This window comes from Paenarthrobacter aurescens (assembly GCF_025421775.1).
GTDB classification, from domain to species: domain Bacteria; phylum Actinomycetota; class Actinomycetes; order Actinomycetales; family Micrococcaceae; genus Arthrobacter; species Arthrobacter aurescens_B.
The window spans coordinates 137763-162313 of the sequence record NZ_JAOEFX010000009.1 but is presented as its reverse complement, the minus strand read 5'-3'; the positions used below and the strand labels follow the sequence as shown (position 1 = coordinate 162313).

Below are 24551 nucleotides of genomic sequence, written 5' to 3'. Positions count from 1 at the left end.
CTCTCTCGCTCAATATGTGAATTCCTCCACAAGATGGGAAACCACCTTGTGATAACGTCCAGGCATGGACAAAGCAGCGTCGCTTACGGATCCACTTCAAGCCGAGCGTACCCAATCAGGGATGCAGCAATCCGCGGTGCGGTTGTCCGACTGCATCCAGCTCATGCAGGCCGATTTGGTGCACGCCAATCCCACGCCGGAGAACCTCGGGCACCCCGTTTCGGACGTACTCATGTACGACCCCCTGGACCACTGGTCCAGCGTGGACGACCGCATCATCCTGGCCGTCGGATGTACGTACGGATCCCCTGATTTTGATCAACTCCTCCACAGGGCAGCGAACAGCAACGCAGCGGCGGTGATCGTCAAAGCCCACGGTGCCCGGATGGAGGAACTGCGCTCGGCAGCCGTTCGCCACAGCCTGGCGGTGCTGGTGGCGCCGGACGGCGCGGACTGGACGCGACTGGTGGCCCTGGCCAGGGCATCGGTGATGGGCGCGGCGGCGGATTCCGTGTCGGGAGTGCGACTCGGAGACCTTTACGCGTTTGCCAATGCCGCGGCTTCCATCACCAACGGCGCGGCCAGCATCGTGGATCCGCTCGGACGTATCCTGGGTTACTCCACACTGCCTGGCCAGCCCATTGATGAACTCCGGCGCATCACCACGCTCACCTTGCAGGAGACCACGCAGCCTGCCTTCGACCAGGACTTCAAGATCGTCTACGCCGCACCGGGTGCGGTGATGGTGCCGGCGCCCGACGACGGCATGGCCCGCCTTGCGCTGGCTGTCCGGGCAGGCGGTGAGCTGCTGGGTTCCATCTGGATCATCGACCCTGGTGAGAAGAAACGCGCCACCGCGCTGAACGCACTGGACCGGATGGCACCCTTGGCCGGGTTGCACATGCTGCACGCGCGCTCAGCCTCCGACTTTGGCGAACGGCGCAACGCCGACCTCATCCGGACCCTCATGGACGACACTCCGCACGCGTCTTTCGCTGCTGCCCAACTGGGCTTGGATACAGCCAACGGGCTCGCCGTGGCAGCCTTTTCGATCGTTCGTCCGGAGACCGGAAGCCTGGACTCAGTGCGTGACATCCATCGGCTGCTGCACTTGGTAACAACGGTGTGCAACGTTCAGTTCGGCACCAGCCACAGTGCACTGATCGGGTCTGTCGTTTATGCGCTGTTGCCCTGTAACGGGACCTCTCCCAGAGCAGTGCACGGCCGGATCATCCAGGAGATCGAAGCGTACTCGCACACCATCAGCTCATACCCGGTCATCGCCACCGTGGGCGGGATCGCCGTTAGCGTCGAGGACGTGCCCCGGTCCAGGTCCGAAGCCATGCAAACCATGCACCACCTGCTGAATCTGCAGGCACGCGAGGGCAAGGCGCCGGGCGATGCAAGAGCGCCGGGTGTTGCGCTCTTTGAGGACTTCCAAATCCCGCTGAACCTGCTGAGGATCGGTGCATTCATTGAGGACAACGGCCTGGGCGGCACGGACGGGATCGCCAGGATCCAGGCCCGCGACGCCGAGCAGCAAACGGACTACCTGGATACTCTCCGCGCTTATCTGGCCTCCAACGGAAACATCTCCGCCATGGCCTCCCAACTCCACGTCCACAACAACACGGTCCGCTACCGCGTGACCCGCCTGGCCGAGGACTTCAACCTGGACCTGGCGGATCCGCAGAAACGGCTGTGGCTGTGGCTGCGCCTGACGACTATGGACCTGGCCTCCAAGTAGCTCCCGACTCCAGCAGCGCCAAGTAGCCCCGCGAAGGCGGGACTTAACGGAGAATCGGAAGTCCCGCCGTCGGGAAGACGCTGGGGAAGATCGACGGCGGCGGAACCGGTACGGTCTCCAGCGGCACCGTGACGGTGTCCGCTCCGACGGTGACGTGGTGGTCCCGCACATTGAGGTGCAGCGGCTCGTCGCTGTAGTCCGGCCCGGACACAAGCGTCAGCGCGATGGAACCCTGCGAAAGGTCCACAGCCAGCAGGCGTCCTTGGACTTTGAGCCGGAAGGACAGTCCCTCCCACTCGACCGGCAGGCGGGGATCGAAGCGCAGGACCTCGCCCTGGTCACGCATTCCCGCGAAACCACAGACCAAGGAGCTCCAGATCCCACCGGTGGAGGCGATGTGGACGCCGTCGATCGTGTTCCCGTGCGAGTTGTCCAGGTCGATGAACAGGGCGTCGGTGAAGTGCTTCAGGGCAACGTCGCCATACCCGACCTCGGCCGCCATGATGCCTTGGACGCACGCGGACAGGGTGGAATCTCCGGTGGTGATGGGATCGTAGAAGTCGAAGGCACGCTGCTTTTCCTCGGCCGTGAAGTCCTGCCATTGGAGGAACATTGCCAGCACCGTATCCGCCTGCTTGAGGACCTGGTGGCGGTAGATCACCAAAGGGTGGAAATTCAGCAGGAGCGGGTACTTGGACTTGGGCGTGTTCCAGTCCCACGGCTCCAGGGTCATGAAGTCATTGTCCTGGCTGAACACCTCCAGGTGGGGGTCGTACGGCAGCGACATCCGCTCGGCAGCCTGGCGCCACACCATCCGCTCAGTGTCCGCGATTCCCTCGTGCTCCAAGCCCGCAGCGACGCGCAGGTTAAAGCGAGCCATGACGTTGGTGTACAGGTTGTCGTTGACCACGGCGGTGTACTCATCCGGGCCGGTGACGCCGTGGATGTGGAACATGCCGTCCTTGCCGAAGAAGCCCAGCGAAGCCCACATGCGTGCCGTCTCAATCAGCAGGTCGGCACCCAGCTCGCCCCTGAAGGTTTCATCGCCGCTGGCCCACTGGTAGCGGTTGGCTGCGAAAGCAATGGCCGCGGCGATGTGGAACTGGGCAGTCCCGGCCGCGTAGTAGGCACTGGCTTCCAGGCCGTTAATGGTTCGCCAGGGGAACAGCGCGCCGTCCACGCTGAGCTCCTTGGCGCGCACGCGCGCATCCGGAAGCATGGCATGCCGCGATTCCAGCACCTTCCGGGCGCCACACGGGTTGGTGTACGTCAGGTACGGCAGGAGGTAGACCTCCTGGTCCCAGAAGTAGTGGCCCTCGTAACCGGAACCGCTCACGCCCTTGGCCGGGATACCTGCCACGCCGGCACGGGCAGTGGCCTGCGCCAACTGGAACAAGCCCCACCGCACTGCCTGCTGCATCTCCGGTTGGCCGCCGATGGAGATGTCGGCGGTGGTCCAGTATTCGTCGTAATGTGCCTTGCTCTGGGCCAGAATTTCAGCAAAGGAGACCAGATTCGCTTCGGCTTCCATGGCGAGGCTTTCGCCGCGGTCCTCGGCGTCGCTGGAACCGGCCACCACGTAACTGACCGTCTTCTCCACGCGGAAAGTGTCGCCGTCGTGAATGGCCAGAACGTAACGGACGGATGACTCGTCCTCCGCCACCAAGGTCTCGAACGGCTGGCCTTCGGCAGAAATCCAGTGGTCCACGGCCATGGCGACGCGCTGGCGGGATTCGGACGTCTCCCATGCGAGGCGAAGCGAGCCGTCGGATCCCTGGAGGTGCAGGGGCAGCAGGACCCGGCCTGCGTGCCGGCCGGAACGGCGCGGGTCATGGACGGAGTGGTCCTCCACCGGCTGGTCCTGGCGGTTCACGACGCCGGACGTGATGTCCGCGGACACGTCGCGGTCGGCTGTCAGCGACAGTTCCAGGCCAAGACACCCGCGGGAATCGAACCCCACCGCACGGCGCTCCACCGTGGTGACGGTAGCGCCCGAACGGCAGGCCCACGTGATGCTTTCCTCATAAACACCTGTGGAGAACTCAACACTGCGGTGGTAGTCCAGCACCGTGGACTCGGCCAGGCTCAGGGCCTCGCCATCAATGGAAACCGTGAAGTTGTTGGCATCCGGCACATAGACGATCCGCTGGCCTGTCCGGGCGAAACCATAGGCATTCTCGGCGTGCTTGATGTCCCAGATCTCGTGGAACCCGTTGATGAACGTGCCGGGAAGTTCGCCGTCCCCGGCCGTTGAATGCGAGCCACGGATACCGAGGTGTCCGTTGCCAAGGGCGAACAGCGTTTCCAGAGATCCTTCGTCACCGGGGACGTGGATATTCTCCACGAGCTTCCAGGGCTCGCAGGGGAAGCGCAGCCGATCGGAGCTGATGAGTGCCATGGGCTGTTGAAGTCCTTCGAAAAAAGTAGGGTCAGAGAAGATCGTTGAGGTCGTCGACCACCAGCGTGGCGCCGGCGTCGAGCAGGGTTTGCCGGCCTGCTCCGCGGTCCACGCCGATCACGGCGTAAAAGTTGGCACCGGCGCCGGCCTGCACACCGGACACTGCATCCTCCACCACGATGCATTCCTCCACGGGCACGCCCAGCAGGCTTGCCCCATAGACGTACGTGGCCGGGTCCGGCTTACCGGGAAGCCCGACGGCGGCAGCCACCTGGCCATCCACCACCACCTCGAAGTGGTGGTCGAGTCCGGCGGCCTTCAGAACCGCAGGCGCGTTCCGGGACGACGAAACGACGGCGACTTTCAGGCCCAGCTCCACCGCTGCATTGATGAACTTGACCGAGCCCTCGTACGGTTCAACACCGCGCGAACCCACGATCTCGTTGAAGATGGCGTTCTTCCGGTTGCCCAAGCCCTGGACGGTCTCATTGTCGGGGTCGTCGTGGACCGGGCCTTCGGGCAGCGTGATGCCACGGGACGTCAGGAAATCCCGGACGCCATCGAAGCGCGGCTTACCGTCGATGTGATCGAAGTAGTCGCTCTCCTGGTAACCCTGCGGGTGGCCGGCCTCTGCCAGGTAACGGTCGAAAAGCTCCTGCCACGCCTGCTCATGCACCACGGCAGTGGGCGTCAGCACGCCGTCGAGGTCGAACAGCAGCGCCGAAGCGCCCGTCCAGGCATTACGAAGATCAGTCATGTGCATTTTTCCGTTCAGCGCTTGTGGCGCGTGGTTTTGCGTTCGATGAGCTTGGTATCGAGCAGGTGGTTGGAGTGTTGTTGGGGGGATTCAGTATTCAGCAGGCGTTCACACAGCAGGTTCGCTGCGAAGGCACCTTGGTCGGCAACGGGCTGCGCCACAGTGCTCAAGCCAAGGAACCAGCTCATGGGATGGTCGTCTATACCGATCACGGACACGTTCTTGGGCACGGACAGGCCATGCTCGCGGAGCGCCGTCAATGCACCGAACGCGGCTTCATCGCAGTGGGCAAACACCGCCGTGGGCTTGGCTCCGCGGGCGATGAGTTCTGTCATTGCCCGCCGACCGTCGTCGATGCTTGGCCCTGCACCCACCACAAGGTCGGGGTGGACGGTGAGGTGGTGTTCATCCAGTGCACGCCTGAAGCCGCGGAACCGTGGGGTCTCGGTCACAACAGAGTGTTCATTGCTCGAGAGAACGGCCAAGTCCCAATGGCCCAGCCCCAGCAGGTGTTGGGTTGCCTGCCAGGCTGCGTGTTCGTCATCGATACCAACATTGTCCCACGGAACATTTTCCATACCCACGCTGGCCACGGCCAGCCCGGATGCCTTCAACGCTTCCACTTCTTCAGGCGCGAGGTCAATATTGAGCAGGAGCAGCCCGTCCACCCTCTGTGCAAGGTTCCCGAGATCCGCGAAGAACTGTTTCCTCACAGTGGCCTTGTTCCGCAGGCTGACAAGGACTGTGTCGTAACCGCTGTCGCCGAAGACTTCTTCAGCGGCTTCCACGGCCTGGGCGAAGAACCAGGCCGTGGCTGTCGGGGCAACAATCGCCACCGACCCCGTGCTGCCGCCCGCCAGCCTGGACGCTGCCGCCGAGGCCTTGTAGCCAAGTTTGCTGGCAGCTTCCGCCACCTGTCGTTGGGCCTTTTCAGAAACGTTGGGGAGGCTCCTGAGCGCCCGCGACACCGTGCAAATGGACAATCCGGAGAGGACAGATACGTCCTGGATTGTCACCCTGTGAGTCCTAACCATGCAACACGGCCTCAACCCTTTCCATACTCGCCTGACGCCTTGGCGTGAGCCCTGCAACGGGTCACCAGCCAAAAGTGTAAGCGCTTACAATTTTGTCATTCAATAGAGTGCAGTTGAATGCAAAATTGTGACGCGAATCTCACCGAGGGATTGATTCTGAGGCCCCGATGCCGTCTAATCAGCGGCGATCAGCCGCGCGCTCCTAGCCCATTCAGCACGTAGAACCTCAGGAACGCGCTCACATCCACCAGTTCCGGCGGCTCAATCCTGTGCCCCATCCCCGGATAGCTCCGCGCTGTCAGGGCTACGTTGGCGTTCAGCCACTCCTCTGTGTAGGCAATAGCGTCCTCGTTAATAACGGGATCCGCCTTGTCCCGGCCCCAAAAGAACGGAGGCGGGCTGTCAAAGGCCTCACTCAGGGCAAGAAGGTCGTTGTCCAGGACGAACCCGGACAAGCCAACGGTGGCCTTGAAGGCGTGCGGCCGCAAACGCAGGAGGGTACTGGCCATGGCCATGCCCTGCGAATAGCCCAGCAGGCTGACACTGCTGTGGTTGTCCTTGACAGAGTTGATCCAGTTGAACACCGAGTTGGTGGACGCGATGACATCCGCGAAGTCGTTGGTCAGGAAGTAGTCCAGCAGGAACCAGCCGTAGTGGTCACCGATGGATTTGGGACCCCGAAGGGCGGCGCACGTGAACTCGCCGGGAAGGTGCGGGAAGAGGTCCACCATGCGTTGTTCGCTGGTACCGTAACCGTGCATCATCACCAGCAACGGCGTGCCCTTGCGCTGGTCTTCGGGCTTCGACCACACCACTGATTCCATGGGCACGAGCCTAGTAGACTGACGCCATGACTCCGCAGGAACTGGCCAACCTGGCCCATCTGCGGCGCGCCCGCGACTTCATCGATCGTGAGTATGCGCGTCCCTTGGATGTTCCCACCATGGCAGCCGGCGCCCTCATGTCCCCCGCGCATTTCTCCCGCCAGTTCAAGGCAGCCTACGGCGAATCGCCCTACAACTACCTCATGACCCGGAGGATCGAGCGGGCCATGGCACTGCTTCGCTCGGGAACAAGCGTGACCGACGCCTGCATGGAAGTCGGCTGTACGTCACTGGGCTCGTTCAGCACGCGCTTCACGGAAATTGTGGGCATCAATCCCAGCGACTACCGCTCCCGTGAGCACCATGCCGTGAAAGCCATGCCCAACTGCATCGCCAAGGAACACACGCGCCCTGAAAGAAACAGCAAGAGCCAACAAAACCTGAGCAGGATTGAAGAAGCGCCCACGTCATAGCTGCAATAGCGTGTGACTCATGAACATTTCATTGAAGTACGCACACGTCACAGTCAACGATGTCGATGAGTCGCTCGCCTTCTACAGGGATGCCCTGGGCTTCGAAGTCCGGAACGACGTCGGCTCGGACGGCCAGCGCTGGGTCACCCTCGGCAGCGATGCCCAGCCTGATCTTGAACTGGTCCTGTCCCCTCCGCACGCGGGCCGCTCCCAGGCCGACGGGGATGCCATCCAGGAACTCCTCACCAAGGGCGTCATGCCGATGCTCGTGTTCACCACTGATGACCTCGACGCCACCTTCGAGAAGCTTCGTGCATCCGGCGCCGAAGTACTGCAGGAGCCGATCGACCAGCCTTGGGGACCGCGCGACTGCGCTTTCCGTGACCCGTCCGGCAACATGATCCGCATCAACCAAGGCTGAATTTCCAGCCGCCGGCCCGCTACAGACTCAGCAATCCGGCGTCGGACAGTTCGCCATCCTGGTGCGTCGACGCAATGGCAGCGGATACGACGTCGGACAACCGGCGCCGTTGGCCGTAGGCCTGGCGCTGCAACCTCTCTCCGGTGCCGCGGCGGAGGATATTCGCCACTCCGGCCCGCGCGAGCGCCAGGTCGCCAGCCTCGGTCAGGGCCCCGCGGACGTGCCGGAGCAAGGCGGCCGCCACGTCCGCGGCAGGATACGGCTGCTGCTCCAGCGGGTGCAGCAGCTGGTGATTGATGCCAAAACGGCTGGCCTTCCAGTTTGCCATCCGGATGAGCGGGGATATGGTGCCCGACGGCGGTCCGCCCTGCCGCCATTCGGCCGCCGAGGTCTCCACAAGGGCACGCGCGATGACCGCAATGGTCAGGGCATCTTCGGCGTAGAGGCACACATCGGCGATCCTCAGTTCAACGGTAGGGTGCCCCCTTGACAGGCGCGCATCGAAATAGATCATGCCCTCGTCCAGCGGAACTCCCGAGCCCAGGAGTTCTGACAGCACTGCCCGGTAGCCTTCGGCAGAACCGAAAACGTCCATGGGACCAGCGGTGGGCCACCTGTTCCAGATCTGCGTGCGGTAGCTCGCAAAACCGGTGTCCATGCCCATCCAGAACGGCGAGTTGGCACTCAACGCCAGGAGCACTGGGAGCCAATGGCGCATGCGGTCGAGGACGGCGACGCCTTCGTCGGCCGACTCGATGGATACATGGACGTGGAAGCCGCAGGTGAGCTGCTCCCGGGCTATCAACCCGAACTCGGTGCCCATGGTGGCGTATCGCTGATTGCCCAAAGTGGGCGTCGCGTGGAATACCGGCGGCGTGGCCAAAGCCGCAACGCGCGCCCCGACCGCCCTGGCAGCTTTGTCCGACAATGCCCGCCCGGCGCGGATCTCGGCCCGGAGTTCGGCCGCGGTTCTGCAGGGACGCGAGTTGACCTCGACCTGCTCCTGCTTGAATTCCGATTTCAAGGTGGCTGCTTCGGGGCCCGACTCCCCGCCGCCGACTACCCCGCTCCGGGGAACGGCCACGTCCAGCAGGTCGGCAGCCAACGCCAACGGCAACCCGTCCGCGGGATCCGCGATCAGCAGTTCCTCTTCAACACCAAACGTGCGCATGGCCACCCTTCCCCACTATGAGTTATTCAGAGACGGTGGTCAGCCAACGTGGCGTGGGACCTCCATTTGGAAACCGCAACGGCAATGCAGAACCTGGGTCTGCAGATACACCTCAAGCAGGTCGGGGCTTTCAGGATCGTCAGTGGTCCGGGGTGCCTCAATCACGCGTTCGGTGGGGCGTCCCAACGTCATGGGATCGCCGCAGTGGGTGCAGCTGAACCAGAGTCCGGCTGCGGAAGTGGAAAGAAATTCCCGTTGGATCTCCGGCACCAAAGCCTGGAGGCGGACAGCGTGGGCGTAGAAAGTGTCGCACTCGCTGCAGGTGTAGCTGACTTCGACAACCTCCGACTGGTTCGGTTCTGCTTCCATCACCGTTTCAACAAAAATGTAGGAATCAGTCCCGCAAACTGTGCACCACGGACGTGATCCGGTCTCTGCAGTAGCGGGTTCCGTCCCTTTTGCAGGTTTCGGGACGGGAAGGGATCCAAGCGTCATTGCCATTCTCCTTTTGCTCCTCAAAAGAGCCTGCATGCATGCACGCGGCGAGCCGGCCGAAAGCGGCCACAGCTAAAAGGTGCAGTTCTTGGACCATCCGGGATGGCACCAGGTCATGAGGCTCCAAGGGCTATCTGCTTAACCCACCTAAAATGTAGTTCACGAGTGGCGGAGGTCACAAGTCACGGGTTTGATCATCCTGCCCGCTCACTGCCGGGCGTCAGGGCTCGAAATGGGCCACGGGAGCCTGCTTCGCCACACTCTTGACCAGCGATTCCGCAACGTCCCTGAGTTTCTGGTTCCGAGTACTGGAGGCTTTCTTCAGGATCTGAAATGCCTCTTCCTGCGTGCAGCGGTTTTGCCCCATGATGATGCCGCTGGCAAGGTCAATGACGGTCCTGGACTGCATCGCTTCCTGGAGGTCATCCGCATGCTGCTGCTTCACGCCTATCCGCACGGCCAACCGCAGCGAGCGCTCGGCCTGGCTGGCGTAGAGCTCGCAATTCCGGATGGTTGCTTCGTCGTAGGCATTGGCCTGGGGCGCGAAGAAGTTGAGGGCCGCCGTGGCCCCTTCGTCCAACTCCAAGGGAACGCAAAGTGCGGAAAGATGACCGCGCTCCGCAATGACGGAACAGTACTCGGACCAACGACCTTCGGTGGAAGTGTCAGGAACAAGCACCGTGGCGCGGCTTCGCATCGCTTCCAAGCACGGCCCATCCCCGTACGCCTGCTGGACTTCATCGATCAGCCTGGCTTCATGGGTACTTCCAGCCACCGTGGCGGTGCGGCGGCGCCGGCTGAGAGTGATGCCACAGAGCACATCCATACCAACAGCCTCGGACACCGCGGCCGCGGAAAACACGGCCAGGTCTTCCAGGAATCCGCCCACATCCTCGCTGTCAACAACAAGGTCCTGCAGCCGCTCAGGCACCGAAACATTGTCGGGCGCTGAGGCAGCATCAGGCAGCGCTAATTCAACGTTCATTTCGTCCATGTCTTAGTTTACGGTCGTCCGGGACCGGCTTGTCACTGTCTCAGGAATGATAACGGAATCCTTGCATATGCGGTGCACCTATGTGCACAATCTAGCTACAGTCCCCATCACAGGACCCATGCTTTTTAGCTCATGCAGACGGGCGTCCCGCATTTTTTTGATGCAGAGGTACTGACCCATGCCGGCCCAGCCAGCGTCCAGAGTCCCGGACGAAGCTCACCAACCCCCTGACGCGCCCCTTTGGTGCACGCACTGCAATACCGATAAGCATCTTCTGGTGAACTCCATCCAGTCGCACTATCCGCCAGCCCCCAACATGGTGGACGTCACCTACGAGTGCCACATCTGCAGGTACGCCTATCAACAGGTTGCCTCGGTTGAAAAGGTAGCCACGGTGTTGAACCGTCCGGGTGTCTCTCAAGGAGTGCTCCAGTTCGGCGGCCAGTATCTCCACTGCGGTGAGCCCATGAAGACCAGGACCAGCGAACTGCGGAGAATCCAGGCTCCCCTCGCCCTGAAGCCCGGGGGCCAGCCGAGGATCTACGAGGTTCTCATCAACACGCGCATTCTTGGGTGCCATTGCGGGTTCCGCATGGAAATCCCGGACTAGGACCAGCGGGCATCAATGAAGAGCCACAACAGCAATTCCGGAACCAGCGGGAGGGAAGGCATGCACGCAGAATCACCAGGGAGAGAACCTTCAACCGCAGGCGGGAGCCTGGGGCAGGCCAGCAAGCGCAAGCTTCCGGATCCACCGGATCCGGACAATCTGCCCATCGACTACCCCGGCTCCGGGTGGGACTCCAGCCGGTATCCCGCCACAAACCCCAAAGGCCTGAGGCCACCGCATTCGGTCCACAGAAGGAGCACCTGACCATGAGTGGATTCCCTCCGGATCCGGCGCACCCGGATCCAACCCGAGAGCCCGGACCCACCCCCGAGCCCGTTCCACTACCGGAGCCGGGCCCACCTCCCGTCCCCGATCCCACGCCTGGGCCCACAGTGCCCTCACCACCTGGACAGGGAGAACCTCCGGCTCCGTTGACATAGGGTCGCCGGGCGCCCATGGGCCGGGTCCTGGCAAATCCCCCAGTCAGGACCCGAACGAGGGCATGTCGCGCTACAGGGAGCGCGGCATGCCCTTTCGCATGTCCGGGCGCACCCATGCGTATCCATGCGCCGGAGCGCAGCGCCTACCATTCCCGGTCCACCCCCTTCGGAATCTTTGTTTATGTTGATTTCTATTGACTTCCCAACATAAACAAAGATAGAGTCAAGCAATTCCACATCACTTGTGACAGCAGTCACGGCAGTGGCCGCACGGGAAACTTGGCATTACCGCAATGGAGGGTAAGTGTTCGCAGAAGAGCGCCAGCAACTGATCTCCGCACTCGTCGCAGAGCGCGGACGGGTGAGCGTCACCGACCTCGCCGACCGTTTCAGCATCACCACCGAGACCATTCGGCGCGATCTGGCGGCCCTTGAGGTTTCCGGAAACCTGCGGCGCGTCCATGGCGGCGCCGTTCCCTCAGACCGCCTGAGCACCCGGGAGGAGAGCATCCTCGAGCGCGCTGTCCAGCGCCAAGTGGAGAAGCTCCGCATCGCGAACGCCGCCCTTTCCTTGATCCCCGAACCCACCACAGGCAGCATCCTGCTGGATGCGGGCTCCACCACCGAAACCCTCGCGGACCTGCTGGCGCAGCGGACGCCGTCAGCCAACGGTGGCGATGAACTCGTGGTGATCACGCACGCCATTCCCATCGCCGGGAAGCTCTCCTCCACGCAGGGCATCGCACTCCAGATCCTCGGTGGACGTGTCCGCGGACTGACGCAGGCCGCCGTCGGGCAGTCCACCGTGGAGGCGGCCCACAAACTTCGTCCCGACATCGCATTCGTCGGCGCGAACGGTATCCACGCAACGTTCGGGCTCAGCACCCCCGATCCTGAGGAAGCCGCAGTCAAAGCCGCGTTCGTCACGTCAGCCCGCCGCGTGGTGGCACTGGCCGACTCTTCCAAGCTGGACGCCGAAACACTGGTCCAGTTCGCCACCCTGAAGGATGTTGACACCTTGATTACAGACAGCGAACCCTCCGCGGAACTCGCAGCAGCCCTTGCCGAGGCCGGCGTAGACGTGGTGATCGCATGATCGTCACCTTGACCGCCAACCCCAGCCTTGACCGCACGGTGGAACTCCCCGGAGCCCTGGCCCGCGGTGAGGTACAGCGCGCAGTGGCCGTCCACCAGGAATCCGGCGGAAAGGGCGTCAACGTGTCCCGCGCCCTCGTGGCCTCCGGCCTCGAAACCGTGGCAGTCCTTCCGGGCGCGGACTCCGATCCGGTCCTTTCCGGACTGCACGACGGCGGCGTGCCCTTTGCGGCGCTGCCCATCGGTCAGGCACTGCGCAGCAACGTCACGCTCACGGAACCGGACGGCGTCACCACCAAGATCAACGAACCCGGCCCGGAACTGAGCGAAGAACAGCAGGAAGCCCTGATCGGGCTGCTGCTGGAACGCTCCCGTGGCGCGAGCTGGGTGGTACTCGCAGGTTCGCTCCCACCAGGAGTTCCCGCGGATTTCTACGCCACAATCGCGCGCCGGCTCCGGTCGAACGCGGATGGAGCGGCAACCCCCGGCATCGCCATCGACTCCTCCGGGGCGCCGCTTGCGGCGTCTTTGGTGGGCGATGCCTCCGGTAAGCCGGACCTCCTGAAGCCGAACGCGGAAGAGCTCGCAGAGCTTGCCGCCGCCGCCGGTTTCACCAGCGTCTCCACTGCTGACGAACTGGAAGCGGATCCGGCCAAGGCCGCTGAAGCTGCAGCCGCCGTCGTCGCCAGCGGTGTAGGTGCCGTTCTCGCAACACTCGGGTCCAAGGGAGCAATCCTGGTGACGGCAGACGGAGCATGGCTCGCCACGCATCCGCCCATCAAAGCCGTCAGCACGGTAGGCGCCGGGGACTCTGCATTGGCCGGATATTTGCTGGCTGCAACCCAAGGCGGGTCCGCGCAGGACTGCCTTCGTCAAGCCGTGGCACATGGTGCCGCTGCTGCTTCCCTGCCTGGCTCCACTGTCCCGGCAGTCCACCAAACAACCCCCGACGCCGTAACCATCACGGCCCTCCAAAAGGACTAACAGTGACCCAGCTGATTACACCCCAATTGGTCACCCTCGACCAGAACCTGGGCGACTCCCCCGCCGACGTCATTCGCGTCCTGGCTGGCAAAGTTGCCGCCTCAGGCCGTGCTTCCGAGGTCGAAGGGCTCTTCGCTGACGCCTTTGCCCGCGAGCAGAAGACCGCCACCGGAGTCCCCGGCGGCATCGCCATCCCGCACTGCCGCTCGGCCGCGGTCACGGAACCCGCCCTGGCCATGGCGCGCCTGTCCCACAAGGTGGACTTCGGTGCCAAGGACGGCCCTGCTGACCTCATCTTCTTCATCGCAGCCCCGGACGGCGCAGACCAGGAGCACCTGAAACTGCTCTCCAAGCTGGCGCGCTCACTCATCAAGAAGGACTTCACGGCGGCACTGCGAGCAGCTGCCACCGAGCAGGACATCGTGGATCTGGTGGACGGTGCGCTGGCCGACAAGCCTGCGGCTGCGCCCGCCGAGGCTGCACCTGCTGCTGCCGCAACTCCTGCTGCTGCCGGCACGACGACGGCCTCCGCACCCAAGCGCATCGTGGCAGTTACTGCTTGCCCCACAGGTATCGCACACACGTACATGGCGGCTGACTCGCTGGTTGCCGCGGCCAAGGAGATGGGCGTTGACCTGCAGGTGGAGACCCAGGGTTCTTCTGGCGCCAAGCCTCTGGACCCTGCTGTGATTGCAGCAGCCGACGCGGTGATCTTCGCCGTCGACGTTGATGTTCGCGGCAAGGAACGCTTCGCCGGAAAGCCGGTCATCAACGCACCCGTCAAGCGTGGCATCGACGAACCCACCAAGATGGTCCAGGAAGCACTTGCAGCTGCCGAGGACCCCCGCGCACGCCGAGTTCCGCACTTTGGCTCCGAAGAGCAGGCTGAGCGTGCCGAGGAGGAGAAGGGTGAGCACATCGGCCAGAAGCTGAAGCGAGCACTCCTCACCGGTGTCAGCTACATGATCCCGTTCGTTGCCGGCGGTGGCTTGCTGATTGCCCTGGGCTTCCTGCTGGGCGGCTACGACATCACTGAAGTCGCGGACAAGGTGGTGTTGGAGAACAACTTCGGCAACCTTCCCGAAGGCGGCCTCGCGATCTACCTCGGCGCTGTGCTGTTCAAGATCGGCGCCCTTTCAATGGGCTTCCTGGTCCCGGCCCTGGCTGGCTACATCGCCTACGCCATCGCCGACCGGCCAGGCATCGCGCCGGGCTTCGTTGCCGGTGCCGTATCCGGCTTCATGGGCGCCGGGTTCCTCGGCGGCATCGTTGGTGGCCTCCTGGCCGGTTACATGGCGCATCTCATTGGGACCTGGCAGGTACCGCGCTGGCTCCGTGGCCTGATGCCCGTGGTGATCATCCCGTTGCTTGCCTCCATCTTCGCGTCCGGCCTGATGTTCCTGGTCCTCGGCGGTCCCATCGCAGCCCTCACGGTTGCGCTGAACACCTGGCTCACCGGCATGAGCGGCGCCTCCGCAGTGGTCCTCGGCATCATCCTCGGCCTGATGATGTGCTTTGACCTTGGCGGTCCGGTCAACAAGGTTGCCTACGCCTTCGCAGTAGCCGGCCTGAGCGCGGGCAGCGCAGACAACCAGGCTCCGTGGATGATCATGGGCACCGTCATGGCCGCCGGCATGGTCCCGCCGCTGGCAATGGCCTTGGCCACCGCGCTGGACAAGAAGGTCTTCACCCTCAACGAGCGTGAAAACGGCAAGGCAGCCTGGCTGCTGGGCGCTTCCTTCATCTCCGAAGGCGCCATCCCCTTCGCTGCAGCCGACCCGCTGCGTGTCATCCCCGCCAGCATGCTGGGCGGCGCACTGACCGGCGCACTCTGCATGGCCACCGGGGTCACCTCGCAGGCTCCGCATGGTGGGTTCTTCGTCTTCTTCGCGATCGGCAACCTGGTGATGTTCGTCGTCGCCATCCTCGCCGGAATGGTGGTCAGCGCCCTGGCTGTCATCGCCCTGAAGCGCTGGGCCGTTCGGAAGCCGGTTGAAGCAGAACCCGTTCCGGCAACCGCCAGCGTCTAAAGATCCAACGGTCTAGACTTCCCACAAAGCCACCCAACCCTTCACAAAGAGGAGCACCAATGCCAGAACGTACAGCCACCATCGCAAGCCGCGTCGGCCTCCACGCCCGCCCGGCAGCCATCTTCGCCGAAGCCGCAGGAGACCTGGACCTCGATGTCACCATCGCCCGTCAAGGGGAGCCCGCTGACGACGCCATGGACGCGGCCAGCATCTTGTCCCTGATGAGCCTGGGTGCCGCCCACGGTGACGTTGTGGTCCTGCGCGCAGAGGGCGACGGCGCTGACGCCGCCCTGGATAGCCTGGTGAAGATCCTCGAAACGGACCACGACGCCGAGTAGGGACACGCAAACCCCTCAGCGTCACGCAAAGAGCCTGGCGACACCCGGATATGGGTGTCGCCAGACTCTTTCTGCGTCTCCCTAGGGACCGGCGAGCTCGTCGAGATGGCGGGCGAGCATGCTGGGCATCTGACTCGACTCCGGCAGTTCCCCGCTCCACAATCCCTGCATTGCGATTCCATCCAGGAGCGCACGCAAGCGCTGGGCTTCATAATCGGGGTCACGCCCCGGGTTGAACTGCCCTGCTTCGGCCAGGAGCTGGAGGCCAACGTGACACACGCGGTCTACTCCTTCGCTGAGCCTGATCGCGGCAGGACGTAGCGCACTATCCGTCAGTGAGAGGACACCGAGCTGGACCTGCGCAACCAGTTCCAGGCGCCGTTCCTTGTCAAGAGGAAGCAACTGCAACAGCAACTCATCAACCAGCGCCCGGCCAGTCAGCTCAAGTGCGGCGATTCGGGCGGTGACCCGGTCCTCAATGAGTTGCAGGCAGTACTCCCGCAGGGCATGTTGCGTGGCAAACGCGCGCCTCAGTGAAGCGGCGGCAATGTCCGCTTCCGCTGCGACCCCGCGCACTGACAGGCCGGCGAGCCCATCACGTTCGAGGACACGTAAAGAAGCCTCCGCAATCGCTGCGGTCCGTGCCTCTGCGTCGATTCTCCGGGGCATGGGTTTCAGCGCGAAGGAGTTGTAGCCGGCAAGGCGCGGGCGGGCTTCTTCGGCCAGATCGTGTAGCTCACGGCCCAGAGGAAGTCGATGGCGAAGATGATGCCCAGGATGCGGAAGAAGTCCGAGAGGGCTGCGGTTCGTTCGGGGTCGTTGACGAGGATGATGATCGCTCCCAGGGTCGCCGCAGCGATGGCCACCGCCAACGCCGTAAGAAGTACATCCCGCCAGCATTTGATGGTGTAGCGGGTTCCGGTGAGTCGTTCCGGCGCAGGTCCGCCCGCGAACCGGTGCTGGAAGTGCGCATCGGCCCAGGCAACCATGCGTTTGCCATACGCGATGGAGACGCCAATATAGATTGCCGCCAGTCCGTGCTGCCAGGACGCCGTTCCCCCGCCCAGCAGATCGACGGCCACCAAGGCAAGCAGGACAGCATCGATGACCGGAGCAAGGATCAGGAGAGCTCCACCCAGGCGGGGGCGCCGCAACAAGTACCGCGCCGCCAGCCCGGCGAGGATCGCTACCCAGAACGCAACTTCGCACACCACGATCGCGAACAGAATCATTTACGGCCCCCAGACGCCATGCCCCGTCAAACTTTATTAGTACGAGTGTACTCATAAAATTGCCGGGGCCGCCTCGAGGCACCTGGTTTACCTCGGCACTTCGCCGTTCAGATAAGCCGCAATGGAAGCCTCAGTGGGCTTGATGACCTTCAATTCTTCCGAGAGGTAGCCCTCGATGATCCGGGGGTCCACGTAGGAGGAACGTGCCACCGATGGGGTGTTGCCCAAGAGCTCGGAAGCCTCCTTGATGGCCCGCACAATTGCCTGCCTGGGAGTTCCTTTATGGCCCGATTTGATGAGGCACATGGCCGCTGCGGCCGTCCCCTTCCACGTTCGAAAATCCTTGGATGTGTAGGCCTCTCCTGCAATGCCCCGCAAATATTCGTTGATCATGGACGCGTCCACGGAAACCCACGTGCCATTGGCTTGGTAGGCCAGCAGGCGCTCCTTGCCCGGACGCTCCGCCAGCGGTTCAAGGAAGGACGCCAAAGCGGGATCGTGAATGGAGGTGTCCCATAGCTGGCCGCTCTTACCGGGGAACTTGAGGAAGACGTCCGGCCCCTCCACGCGCGCGTGCCGGCAGCGGATGGTGGTGAGCCCATAGGAGCCGTTCTGCTTCATGTAAATCTCGGAACCGACGCGGAGCGCGCCGAGGTCCATGAACCGCACTGCGGCGGCGAGGGTCTGCTGCCGGGGGTCAACGGGGTCCTGGAGGTGGACGGTCACGCTGCGCCGAACGCTGGGCAGCACCAAACCCAGTTTGGCCGCGCGGATGAACTTCTCCGTGTCCTTCCGCTCCCGCCAACCGGGGTGGTAAAGGTATTGGCTCCGCCCGGCGCCATCAACGCCCGTGGCCAGGATGTGCCCATTCTCGAAAGGGCTGATCCACACGTCGGTCCATGCAGGCGGGATCGCCAGCGCATTGATGCGCTGGCGATCCTCCTTGCTGACCAAGCTCCCGTCCGGATGGCGGTAGCTGAACCCCTTCCCTACCCTGCGGCGGACAATGCCGGGTTTGGAAAGGTCGCTTCGCTTCAGCCTGGGCACAATCTATCCGCCCTGTTCGCAATCAGCCTGGTCCTGGTACTTGCTAGGCCTCGTCCGGATCCGTCACTGAAGCGCCGGCGTTCATGATCTCGGCGTTGATCATCCACACCAGCTGCTCAAGGCGGGCGATGAAGGCGTGCAGCAGGTCCGCCGTAGTGGGATCTTCCTCGTCCACCTCGTCATGGACGTCGCGCATGGTCTGGACAGCGCGCTCCACGCGATCGGTGACCAACTTGACGGCGTTCTTGGTGTTGACCAAGCCGGCCGGGAATTCATCCAGGCGCGTTCCCTTGGCGATGGTCGCGCTACGGCCATCGGGGAGTGCATGAAGGGCGCGCATGCGCTCTGCGGTGTCGTCGGCAAACTGGCGGGTGGCAAGGACCAGCTCGTCCAGCTGGAGGTGAAGGTCGCGGAAGTTCGGTCCCACGATGTTCCAGTGAGCCTGCTTCCCTTGGAGCTGTAGCTCGATAAGGTCGGTCAGGACGATCTGAAGGTTGTCTGCAAGCTGCTGTGACGCTTTCATGTGTTCCTCTCTTGGACGTTCATGTGAGCGAAAACCATGCCGCCGAATTTCTGCGGCATCTGCCCAATCATCAAGTGACGACTGCAATAAGCCTTTCATAAGGGTGCTTAGTAGTACAATGAGGAGTGTTGCTGTTCACGACTGGCGAACTCCGCCCCTGGGCGAAGGCCGGTGTGTGATAACTGAAAAGGCACTTTGAGGCTATGGAACCGCCTCAAAGTACCGGCATAACTAAATCGAAGTAAATCGGAATGCATAGTTGGGGATCCACGATTCATCAATGATTCCCCCAGAAAGGAATGTGCTGACCATGAATACGCTTCTGATCATTGCTGGTGTAGTAGCAATTGTTCTTCTTCTTGTAGGCGGCTTCTCCCAAGCCCTTAACTGGCTGCTGTGGGTAGGCGTCGTTCTCTTGGTCGTCGCGGCCATCGGATGGTTGCTGAGCTTCATGTCCGGCCGCCGGGGCCATACGGTATAGGCCCGCACCACGACCCTACGCACACTGAGGGCAGTCCTCCGGCGTGATCAACCGCCGTCCGAAGCGCTACCAGTGGCCGAGGGCGGCGGCGCCGCGTCAGGGTCCTTGGGCGTGGGGAACTCGTCCCCGGTCACTTCCGGGGCTCCCTCCGCAGGCCGTTCCGGTGTTTCGCGTTCGCTTCCCTGGCCGGGCATTTCCTGTTCGGGCGTGGGCGTTCCATAGCCGCCGGGTTCGCTGTCCGGGTCCACGCGATGCTCGTCCTGACTCATTTTTTCCTCCTTGGAAATCCTTGGGGCCCCGAAGAAAAGGCCGGGGAATGCTGACAGTCCGACCGTAGTCCGGTGAAACGCCGGCGTCCACCAATACGCGGAGGTGTACGAATGGCAGAGCCGGAACCGGCCCCCAGATTCGGCAGGAACGAATCCACTGAAGAACGTATGGACCGGAACTGGATGGAGTTGATCCAGGAACTTCGTGTCCTTCAAACCGGAGTGCAGATCCTGGGCGGGTTCCTGCTGACCTTGCCTTTTCAGCCGCGTTTCGGCGAACTGGACGACTGGCAACGGAGCCTGTACCTAACCAACGTGATGGTTGCCGCCCTGACCACCGTCCTCATTGTGCTTCCCGTCAGCGTTCACCGAAGACTCTTCCGCCGAGGCCTCAAATCCGTACTCGTCTCCAGCGCAGACACCATCACCAAATGGGCGTTGGCTGGAGTCGCCATCCTGATCACCGGCTCGGCATCGCTGGTCTTCGACGTCACTGCAGGCAGGACCGCTGGGTTGGTAGCGGGCGGCTTCATCATCCTGGTGCTGCTGGTACTGGTGGTTGGAATGCCTCTGTGGCTGTACCGGCAAGGAATGCGCAACAACGGCGACTCGAAGGAAGAGTGAGCAATGCTGCGACCCATCAAGGGCCACGAAGGCCCGGTGAACAATAGGCCAGTGAACAAAAGGCCGGTGAGCAAGAGGCCGGTGAACAAGAGGCCGGTCCGTGCGTGGATCAAGGACCGTGGGCTGTTGCTGGCGAACGTGGGACTGTTCGTCGTATTCCTCGGCGGAATGATCATCTCCGGTGCGGCCAGCTACAGCGAGGAGCAGCAAACCCACGGCGGGCCACCACTGGGCATCCTGCAGTATCTGGCCACAGGACATTTCGTTGAAGCCGTCTTTGAGAACTGGGAGTCGGAGTTCCTGCAAATGGCCATGTACGTGGTTCTCACGGTCTTCCTCTTCCAAAAGGGCTCATCGGAGTCCAAACCCGTCGGAAAGCACGCCCCACAGGACGAAGACCCCCGCGACGCCAGGATGACCGCCAAAACCCCGTGGCCGGTACGGCGCGGCGGGTGGGTCCTGAAGGTCTACGAGCACTCACTTTCCGGCCTTCTGGGCCTGCTTTTCCTGCTTTCCTTCACCATGCACGCCGTAGGTGGAACGGCCGCCTATAACGAGGAGCAGCTCAGTCATGGCCTGCCCGAGGTCTCCACATGGGAGTACATCGCCTCCAGCCAGTTCTGGTTCGAGTCATTCCAAAACTGGCAGAGTGAATTCCTTGCCGTGGCCGTCCTGGTGGGGGCCTCCGTCTACCTCCGGGAACGGGGTTCGCCGGAGTCCAAACCCGTGGCTGAACCCCATTACCAGACAGGCGCCTGACTAGGCGCCTGACCAGATGTTAATCCCGACGCCGGTTCACGCCTTCTTCTTGGCCCGCGCCTTTGGCTTGCTGGCAGTCTTGCTGGCGGCAGCAGCGTCGTCGGACTCTTTTTCCTTGCCGCGCTTCTTATCCAGGCTGCGCTTGAGCGCTTCCATGAGGTCGATGACGTCGCCGCCCTCGCCTTCGCCTTCCACGACGCCGAAGGTGGCCTCGGTGTCCAGGGCCTCGCCCTTGTCCAGCTTGGCCTCGATCAGAGTCTTCAACTGGGCCTGGTAGTCATCGGTGTATTCGTCCGGATCGAAGTCGTGAGCCATGGACTCAACCAAGGCCGAAGACATCTCGAGTTCCTTGTCAGAAATCTTGATGTCCGTCTCCAGCGACGGGAACTTGGCTTCACGGACTTCGTCGCCCCACAGCAGCGCCTGCAGCAGCAGCACATCACCGCGCACGCGCAAGGCTCCCAGCCGGGTCTTTTGGCGCAGGGCATACTGGACAATCGCAATCCTGTCCGTGTCCTCCAGCGTCTGCCGCAGCAACATATACGCCTTGGGTGATTTGGAATCCGGCTCAAGGAAATAGCTGCGCTCGTACATGATGGGGTCCAGCTGCTCGGCGGGGATAAATTCCACCACCTCGATCTCACGACTGTTCTCCTCCGGCAAGGACTTCAATTCAGCCGCGGTAAGAACCACAGTCCGGCCTTCTTCTTCGTAGGCCTTGTCAATGTCTTCATAAGCCACAACTTCGCTGCAAATTTCGCATTTTCGCTGGTACCGAATGCGCCCGCCGTCCTTATTGTGGACTTGGTGCAGGCCAATATCGTGATCCTCCGTGGCACTGTAGAGCTTCACTGGTACGTTGACCAGACCGAACGCGATAGATCCCTTCCATATGGCCCTCATGCACCCAGTCAACAGCACAACACAGCGGAGGAGAAGAGGTGGCAGGCAAGCAACAGGAGCGGGTGAACGTGGAAGGCCACGAGCTCACCCTCACCAACCTCGGCAAGATCATCTACCCGGAAACCGGCACCACCAAGGCTGAAGTGCTGGCGTACTACGCTGCCGTGGCGCCTTTCCTCATTCCGGCAGCGGCCAATCGTCCCGTCACCCGCAAGCGCTGGGTCAACGGTGTGGGCACCGCCGAGCACCCCGGGCAGGTGTTCTTCCAGAAGAACCTCGAGGACTCCGCGCCCAAGTGGATACCGCGTGCCACTATCCACCACTCCGACCACACCAACGACTACCCCATGGTCAACAACCTGGCCACGCTCACGTGGATGGCCCAAATCGCCTCACTGGAAATCCACGTTCCGCAATGGCAGGTGGACGCCTCCGGGAAACCGCTCCGGCCAGACCGTTTCGTCCTGGACCTCGACCCCGGCCCTGGGGCGGGACTGCCCGAGTGCGTTGAGGTGGCCAAGCTGGCCCGCTCCATCCTGCAGGACATGGGCATGGACCCCGTCCCGGTCACCAGCGGCAGCAAAGGCATCCACCTCTACACGGGCCTCGATGGGACCCTGAAGTCCGAGCAGGTTTCCGCCTTTGCCCACGAGCTCGCTCGTGCCCTTGAATCGGACCATCCGGAGCTGGTGGTCAGCGACATGAAGAAGTCCCTCCGCAAGGGCAAAGTCCTGGTGGACTGGAGCCAGAACAGCGGGAACAAGACGACGATCGTCCCCTACTCACTGCGCGGCCGCGCATTCCCCACGGTGGCAGCGCCCCGCACTTGGCGGGAACTCGCTTCCCCCTCCTTGGACCACCTCGACTACACGGTGGTGATGAAGCGCGTCAGTACCGGCAAGGACCATTTCGCTTCCATCTCCGACCGGCACCTGCCGCCGCACGGCGAGGATGACAACGACGGCGGTGCTGCCGGCGGCAGTTCAGGCACGGGCGGGGCCGGCTCCCGCGAGCGGGTGGTGACGGTGGAGAACCGTCTCGCCAAGTACGTCGGGATGCGCGATCCGGACAAGACGCCGGAGCCGTTCCCGTCGTCGTCGGCTGTTTCAGGCGGGGCATCCGGGAGGGCGTCCGCCGACCAGCCTCAGCCCGGCGACCCGCCGCCAGCGGGTGGCATCTTCGTCATCCAGGAGCATCATGCCCGCCGGTACCACCTGGATTTCCGGCTGGAGCATGAGGGCGTGCTGGTGTCCTGGGCGCTGCCGCGTGGCGTGCCCGAAACCACGGACCGGAACAACCTTGCCGTGCACACCGAAGACCATCCCATGGACTATGCCAACTTCGCCGGCGTCATTCCCAAAGGTGAGTACGGCGCCGGAACGGTCAGCATCTGGGACCGTGGCGAGTACACGTGCGAGAAATGGCGCGACGGCAAGGAAGTGATTGCAACGCTCACGGGCGAGCCCGGTGGTGGATTGCAGGGCACCAAGCGGTTCGCTCTCATCAATACGGGCCAGAACTGGCTGATCCACCTCATGAAGGAGCAGCCGGGAGGGCGGCGGGTTTCGCCCGCCGGTACCACGCACCCGGAGTCGAGGCCGGCAGTCGCACCCGCTGCTCCCCAGCCCATGCGCGACTATGCACCCATGCTCGCCACCGCCGGATCCACCGCCGAGCTGCACGGCGACGGCTGGCTGTTCGAACTGAAGTGGGACGGGATTCGGGCGATCATCACGGGGACCGACGGGAAAATCCGCCTCATGAGCCGCAACGGAAACGACCTCACGGCCACGTACCCGGAGCTCACTGACCGTGCGTGCTGGCCGGAAGGCGACTTTGTTGCAGATGGCGAAATTGTGGCGCTGGGCAAGGGGTCCAGGCCCGACTTTGGTCGACTCCAGCAGCGGATGAACCTGGTCAAAACGGCCGACATCGAGCGGGCCCGGGCAACGGTGCCGGTGCAGCTGATGCTGTTCGACCTGCTTTACGACGGCGGCACGGACCTCAGCGGGCTGCCATTCAGCGAGCGTCGCGACAGGCTGTCCAGGTTCGCGGAGCGCTTACGCCCGGGTTGCCCGCTTCACCTTTCCGCTGTGCTGGACCACGATGTGGAGGACCTCATGGGCAGCGCGGCCGAACTTGGCCTGGAAGGTGTCATGGCCAAGAAGTCAGACAGCCGCTATGTGACGGGGCGGCGCAGCCGGTCCTGGCTCAAGCTCAAACTGGAGCAAAGCCAGGAGGTAGTGGTAGGCGGATGGCGTCCCGGCGCGGGCGCGAGAAGCGGAACGTTCGGCGCGTTGTTGTTGGGCATTCCCGACGGCGACAAGCTGCACTATGTGGGCAGGGTTGGGACCGGGTTCAAGGATTGGCAGTTGCGGGACATCATGGAGGAGCTGGAGCTCCGCGTGATTGCTGATTCACCCTTTGCCGATATCCCCCGTGAGGATGCGGCGGGCGCCACCTGGGTGCGTCCTGACCTCGTGGCTGAGGTGACCTTCGGCGAGTGGACGGGGCCGGGCCGGCTGCGGCACCCCGTGTGGCGCGGCTGGCGTCCGGACAAGTCCCCTTCAGACGTCAGCCAGCCCAACTAGGTCACATTGCTGCTACTCAGTTGGGCTGGCTGCGTTGGGTGCGGGAGCTATGAGGAGTGCGGCATCTGCGGGCGGCTGGTCCGGTGGATCGCCGTCACAGCTGCGCCCTGGCCCATGCGGCCGTGGGCTTGGTCGCGCTCCTTCGGGTGGCGGCGTTTACCGTTGCCGTCAGGCCACTGCTTGCTCTGGTCAGCGCCCAGTGCAACGGCGATGGTGGTCGGCTCGGGCATCGGGGCCATGTCCATGGACTCCACCAAGTGGCTTGCAACCTCAGGATTGATGCGTTCGGAATCGTGATTCGCAGTCATGGT

26 protein-coding genes are annotated in these 24551 nt (G+C 63.1%); 12 read left to right on the top strand and 14 right to left on the bottom strand.

What is annotated here, in order from left to right:
* The first annotated feature begins 64 nt into the window (after nt 1-64).
* A complete protein-coding gene (locus N7568_RS18645; protein ID WP_261611267.1) occupies nt 65-1747 on the top strand; it encodes a PucR family transcriptional regulator in 1683 nt (560 codons plus the stop codon).
* A gap of 43 nt (nt 1748-1790) precedes the next feature.
* Here the strand turns inward: N7568_RS18645 and N7568_RS18640 are convergent, their stop codons facing one another.
* The 4 genes from N7568_RS18640 to N7568_RS18625 form a co-directional block, all read right to left on the bottom strand.
* Nucleotides 1791-4145: a glycoside hydrolase family 65 protein gene (locus N7568_RS18640; protein ID WP_261611266.1), complete on the bottom strand. Its 2355-nt coding sequence runs from the start codon at nt 4143-4145 to the stop codon at nt 1791-1793.
* Nucleotides 4146-4176: 31 nt separating this feature from the next.
* Nucleotides 4177-4908, bottom strand: coding sequence for an HAD family hydrolase (locus N7568_RS18635; RefSeq protein WP_261611265.1), 732 nt, complete (start codon nt 4906-4908; stop codon nt 4177-4179).
* A gap of 8 nt (nt 4909-4916) precedes the next feature.
* Nucleotides 4917-5918: a LacI family DNA-binding transcriptional regulator gene (locus tag N7568_RS18630; protein WP_261611264.1), complete on the bottom strand. Its 1002-nt coding sequence runs from the start codon at nt 5916-5918 to the stop codon at nt 4917-4919.
* A 206-nt stretch (nt 5919-6124) separates the two neighbouring features.
* Nucleotides 6125-6760 carry an alpha/beta hydrolase gene (locus tag N7568_RS18625; RefSeq protein WP_261611263.1) on the bottom strand — a complete coding sequence of 212 codons (636 nt, stop codon included), beginning with the start codon at nt 6758-6760 and terminating at the stop codon, nt 6125-6127.
* Nucleotides 6761-6786: 26 nt separating this feature from the next.
* Here N7568_RS18625 and N7568_RS18620 point away from each other — a divergent pair, with 26 nt between their 5' ends.
* Together N7568_RS18620 and N7568_RS18615 are read left to right on the top strand one after the other, a co-directional pair.
* Nucleotides 6787-7233: a helix-turn-helix transcriptional regulator gene (locus N7568_RS18620; RefSeq protein WP_261611262.1), complete on the top strand. Its 447-nt coding sequence runs from the start codon at nt 6787-6789 to the stop codon at nt 7231-7233.
* A gap of 19 nt (nt 7234-7252) precedes the next feature.
* Entirely contained in the window at nt 7253-7654 is a 402-nt protein-coding gene (locus tag N7568_RS18615; protein WP_142937022.1) for a VOC family protein, read from the top strand.
* Nucleotides 7655-7673: 19 nt separating this feature from the next.
* On the opposite strand, the gene N7568_RS18610 is transcribed toward N7568_RS18615, so the two are convergent.
* From N7568_RS18610 to N7568_RS18600, 3 genes are all read right to left on the bottom strand, one after another.
* On the bottom strand, nt 7674-8825 hold the full coding sequence (locus N7568_RS18610; protein ID WP_261611261.1) for a glutamate--cysteine ligase: 1152 nt from the start codon (nt 8823-8825) through the stop codon (nt 7674-7676).
* 39 nt (nt 8826-8864) lie between these two features.
* Nucleotides 8865-9320, bottom strand: coding sequence for a hypothetical protein (locus tag N7568_RS18605; protein ID WP_261611260.1), 456 nt, complete (start codon nt 9318-9320; stop codon nt 8865-8867).
* 220 nt (nt 9321-9540) lie between these two features.
* Complete coding sequence (locus N7568_RS18600; protein ID WP_261611259.1) at nt 9541-10305, bottom strand: GAF and ANTAR domain-containing protein; 765 nt, start codon at nt 10303-10305, stop codon at nt 9541-9543.
* 286 nt (nt 10306-10591) lie between these two features.
* Between N7568_RS18600 and N7568_RS18595 the strand changes: the two genes are divergently transcribed.
* The 5 genes from N7568_RS18595 to N7568_RS18575 all read left to right on the top strand — a co-directional run bounded on the left by N7568_RS18595 (nt 10592) and on the right by N7568_RS18575 (nt 15811).
* Entirely contained in the window at nt 10592-10924 is a 333-nt protein-coding gene (locus tag N7568_RS18595) for a hypothetical protein (RefSeq protein WP_261611258.1), read from the top strand.
* Between the two features lie 744 nt (nt 10925-11668).
* Nucleotides 11669-12460 (top strand): DeoR/GlpR family DNA-binding transcription regulator, encoded by a 792-nt coding sequence (locus N7568_RS18590; protein ID WP_261611257.1) that lies wholly within the window; start codon nt 11669-11671, stop codon nt 12458-12460.
* The gene (locus N7568_RS18585; RefSeq protein ID WP_261611256.1) at nt 12457-13443 is read left to right on the top strand and encodes a 1-phosphofructokinase family hexose kinase; all 987 of its coding nucleotides are present in this window, start codon (nt 12457-12459) and stop codon (nt 13441-13443) included. Before N7568_RS18590 ends, N7568_RS18585 begins: the two co-directional genes overlap by 4 nt.
* A 2-nt stretch (nt 13444-13445) precedes the next feature.
* Complete coding sequence (locus N7568_RS18580) at nt 13446-15473, top strand: PTS fructose transporter subunit IIABC (RefSeq protein ID WP_261611255.1); 2028 nt, start codon at nt 13446-13448, stop codon at nt 15471-15473.
* A gap of 59 nt (nt 15474-15532) precedes the next feature.
* Nucleotides 15533-15811: an HPr family phosphocarrier protein gene (locus N7568_RS18575; RefSeq protein ID WP_261611254.1), complete on the top strand. Its 279-nt coding sequence runs from the start codon at nt 15533-15535 to the stop codon at nt 15809-15811.
* An 81-nt stretch (nt 15812-15892) separates the two neighbouring features.
* Here N7568_RS18575 and N7568_RS18570 read toward each other — a convergent pair whose 3' ends face one another.
* From N7568_RS18570 to N7568_RS18555, 4 genes are all read right to left on the bottom strand, one after another.
* The gene (locus N7568_RS18570; RefSeq protein ID WP_261611253.1) at nt 15893-16480 is read right to left on the bottom strand and encodes a TetR/AcrR family transcriptional regulator; all 588 of its coding nucleotides are present in this window, start codon (nt 16478-16480) and stop codon (nt 15893-15895) included.
* Between the two features lie 5 nt (nt 16481-16485).
* Nucleotides 16486-17043, bottom strand: coding sequence for a hypothetical protein (locus tag N7568_RS18565; protein ID WP_261611252.1), 558 nt, complete (start codon nt 17041-17043; stop codon nt 16486-16488).
* Nucleotides 17044-17130: 87 nt separating this feature from the next.
* Nucleotides 17131-18090: a DNA topoisomerase IB gene (locus tag N7568_RS18560; RefSeq protein WP_261611251.1), complete on the bottom strand. Its 960-nt coding sequence runs from the start codon at nt 18088-18090 to the stop codon at nt 17131-17133.
* Between the two features lie 43 nt (nt 18091-18133).
* Nucleotides 18134-18613, bottom strand: a complete 480-nt coding sequence (locus N7568_RS18555) for a Dps family protein (protein WP_261611250.1) — start codon at nt 18611-18613, stop codon at nt 18134-18136.
* A 310-nt stretch (nt 18614-18923) separates the two neighbouring features.
* On the opposite strand from N7568_RS18555, the gene N7568_RS18550 reads away from it, so the two are divergent.
* Nucleotides 18924-19094 (top strand): hypothetical protein, encoded by a 171-nt coding sequence (locus N7568_RS18550; RefSeq protein WP_167332885.1) that lies wholly within the window; start codon nt 18924-18926, stop codon nt 19092-19094.
* Nucleotides 19095-19141: 47 nt separating this feature from the next.
* Here the strand turns inward: N7568_RS18550 and N7568_RS18545 are convergent, their stop codons facing one another.
* Nucleotides 19142-19363, bottom strand: a complete 222-nt coding sequence (locus N7568_RS18545; protein ID WP_261611249.1) for a hypothetical protein — start codon at nt 19361-19363, stop codon at nt 19142-19144.
* A 111-nt stretch (nt 19364-19474) separates the two neighbouring features.
* Between N7568_RS18545 and N7568_RS18540 the strand changes: the two genes are divergently transcribed.
* Complete coding sequence (locus N7568_RS18540) at nt 19475-19987, top strand: DUF6328 family protein (RefSeq protein WP_261611248.1); 513 nt, start codon at nt 19475-19477, stop codon at nt 19985-19987.
* Between the two features lie 66 nt (nt 19988-20053).
* Complete coding sequence (locus N7568_RS18535) at nt 20054-20746, top strand: DUF6766 family protein (RefSeq protein ID WP_261611247.1); 693 nt, start codon at nt 20054-20056, stop codon at nt 20744-20746.
* 36 nt (nt 20747-20782) lie between these two features.
* On the opposite strand, the gene N7568_RS18530 is transcribed toward N7568_RS18535, so the two are convergent.
* Complete coding sequence (locus tag N7568_RS18530) at nt 20783-21649, bottom strand: non-homologous end joining protein Ku (RefSeq protein ID WP_261611246.1); 867 nt, start codon at nt 21647-21649, stop codon at nt 20783-20785.
* Nucleotides 21650-21687: 38 nt separating this feature from the next.
* Here N7568_RS18530 and N7568_RS18525 point away from each other — a divergent pair, with 38 nt between their 5' ends.
* The gene (locus N7568_RS18525) at nt 21688-24240 is read left to right on the top strand and encodes an ATP-dependent DNA ligase (RefSeq protein WP_261611245.1); all 2553 of its coding nucleotides are present in this window, start codon (nt 21688-21690) and stop codon (nt 24238-24240) included.
* Nucleotides 24241-24287: 47 nt separating this feature from the next.
* Here N7568_RS18525 and N7568_RS18520 read toward each other — a convergent pair whose 3' ends face one another.
* A complete protein-coding gene (locus N7568_RS18520) occupies nt 24288-24548 on the bottom strand; it encodes a hypothetical protein (RefSeq protein ID WP_043469625.1) in 261 nt (86 codons plus the stop codon).
* Between the last annotated feature and the right edge of the window lie 3 nt (nt 24549-24551).

Coding starts and splice junctions, on each gene's coding strand:
- N7568_RS18645 (WP_261611267.1), top strand. CDS start 65: ATGGACAAAGCAGCGTCGCTTACGGATCCACTTCAAGCCGAGCGTACC.
- N7568_RS18640 (WP_261611266.1), bottom strand. CDS start 4,145: ATGGCACTCATCAGCTCCGATCGGCTGCGCTTCCCCTGCGAGCCCTGG.
- N7568_RS18635 (WP_261611265.1), bottom strand. CDS start 4,908: ATGCACATGACTGATCTTCGTAATGCCTGGACGGGCGCTTCGGCGCTG.
- N7568_RS18625 (WP_261611263.1), bottom strand. CDS start 6,760: ATGGAATCAGTGGTGTGGTCGAAGCCCGAAGACCAGCGCAAGGGCACG.
- N7568_RS18620 (WP_261611262.1), top strand. CDS start 6,787: ATGACTCCGCAGGAACTGGCCAACCTGGCCCATCTGCGGCGCGCCCGC.
- N7568_RS18615 (WP_142937022.1), top strand. CDS start 7,253: ATGAACATTTCATTGAAGTACGCACACGTCACAGTCAACGATGTCGAT.
- N7568_RS18610 (WP_261611261.1), bottom strand. CDS start 8,825: ATGCGCACGTTTGGTGTTGAAGAGGAACTGCTGATCGCGGATCCCGCG.
- N7568_RS18605 (WP_261611260.1), bottom strand. CDS start 9,320: ATGACGCTTGGATCCCTTCCCGTCCCGAAACCTGCAAAAGGGACGGAA.
- N7568_RS18600 (WP_261611259.1), bottom strand. CDS start 10,305: ATGAACGTTGAATTAGCGCTGCCTGATGCTGCCTCAGCGCCCGACAAT.
- N7568_RS18585 (WP_261611256.1), top strand. CDS start 12,457: ATGATCGTCACCTTGACCGCCAACCCCAGCCTTGACCGCACGGTGGAA.
- N7568_RS18575 (WP_261611254.1), top strand. CDS start 15,533: ATGCCAGAACGTACAGCCACCATCGCAAGCCGCGTCGGCCTCCACGCC.
- N7568_RS18570 (WP_261611253.1), bottom strand. CDS start 16,480: ATGCCCCGGAGAATCGACGCAGAGGCACGGACCGCAGCGATTGCGGAG.
- N7568_RS18565 (WP_261611252.1), bottom strand. CDS start 17,043: ATGATTCTGTTCGCGATCGTGGTGTGCGAAGTTGCGTTCTGGGTAGCG.
- N7568_RS18555 (WP_261611250.1), bottom strand. CDS start 18,613: ATGAAAGCGTCACAGCAGCTTGCAGACAACCTTCAGATCGTCCTGACC.
- N7568_RS18550 (WP_167332885.1), top strand. CDS start 18,924: ATGAATACGCTTCTGATCATTGCTGGTGTAGTAGCAATTGTTCTTCTT.
- N7568_RS18545 (WP_261611249.1), bottom strand. CDS start 19,363: ATGAGTCAGGACGAGCATCGCGTGGACCCGGACAGCGAACCCGGCGGC.
- N7568_RS18540 (WP_261611248.1), top strand. CDS start 19,475: ATGGCAGAGCCGGAACCGGCCCCCAGATTCGGCAGGAACGAATCCACT.
- N7568_RS18530 (WP_261611246.1), bottom strand. CDS start 21,649: ATGAGGGCCATATGGAAGGGATCTATCGCGTTCGGTCTGGTCAACGTA.
- N7568_RS18520 (WP_043469625.1), bottom strand. CDS start 24,548: ATGACTGCGAATCACGATTCCGAACGCATCAATCCTGAGGTTGCAAGC.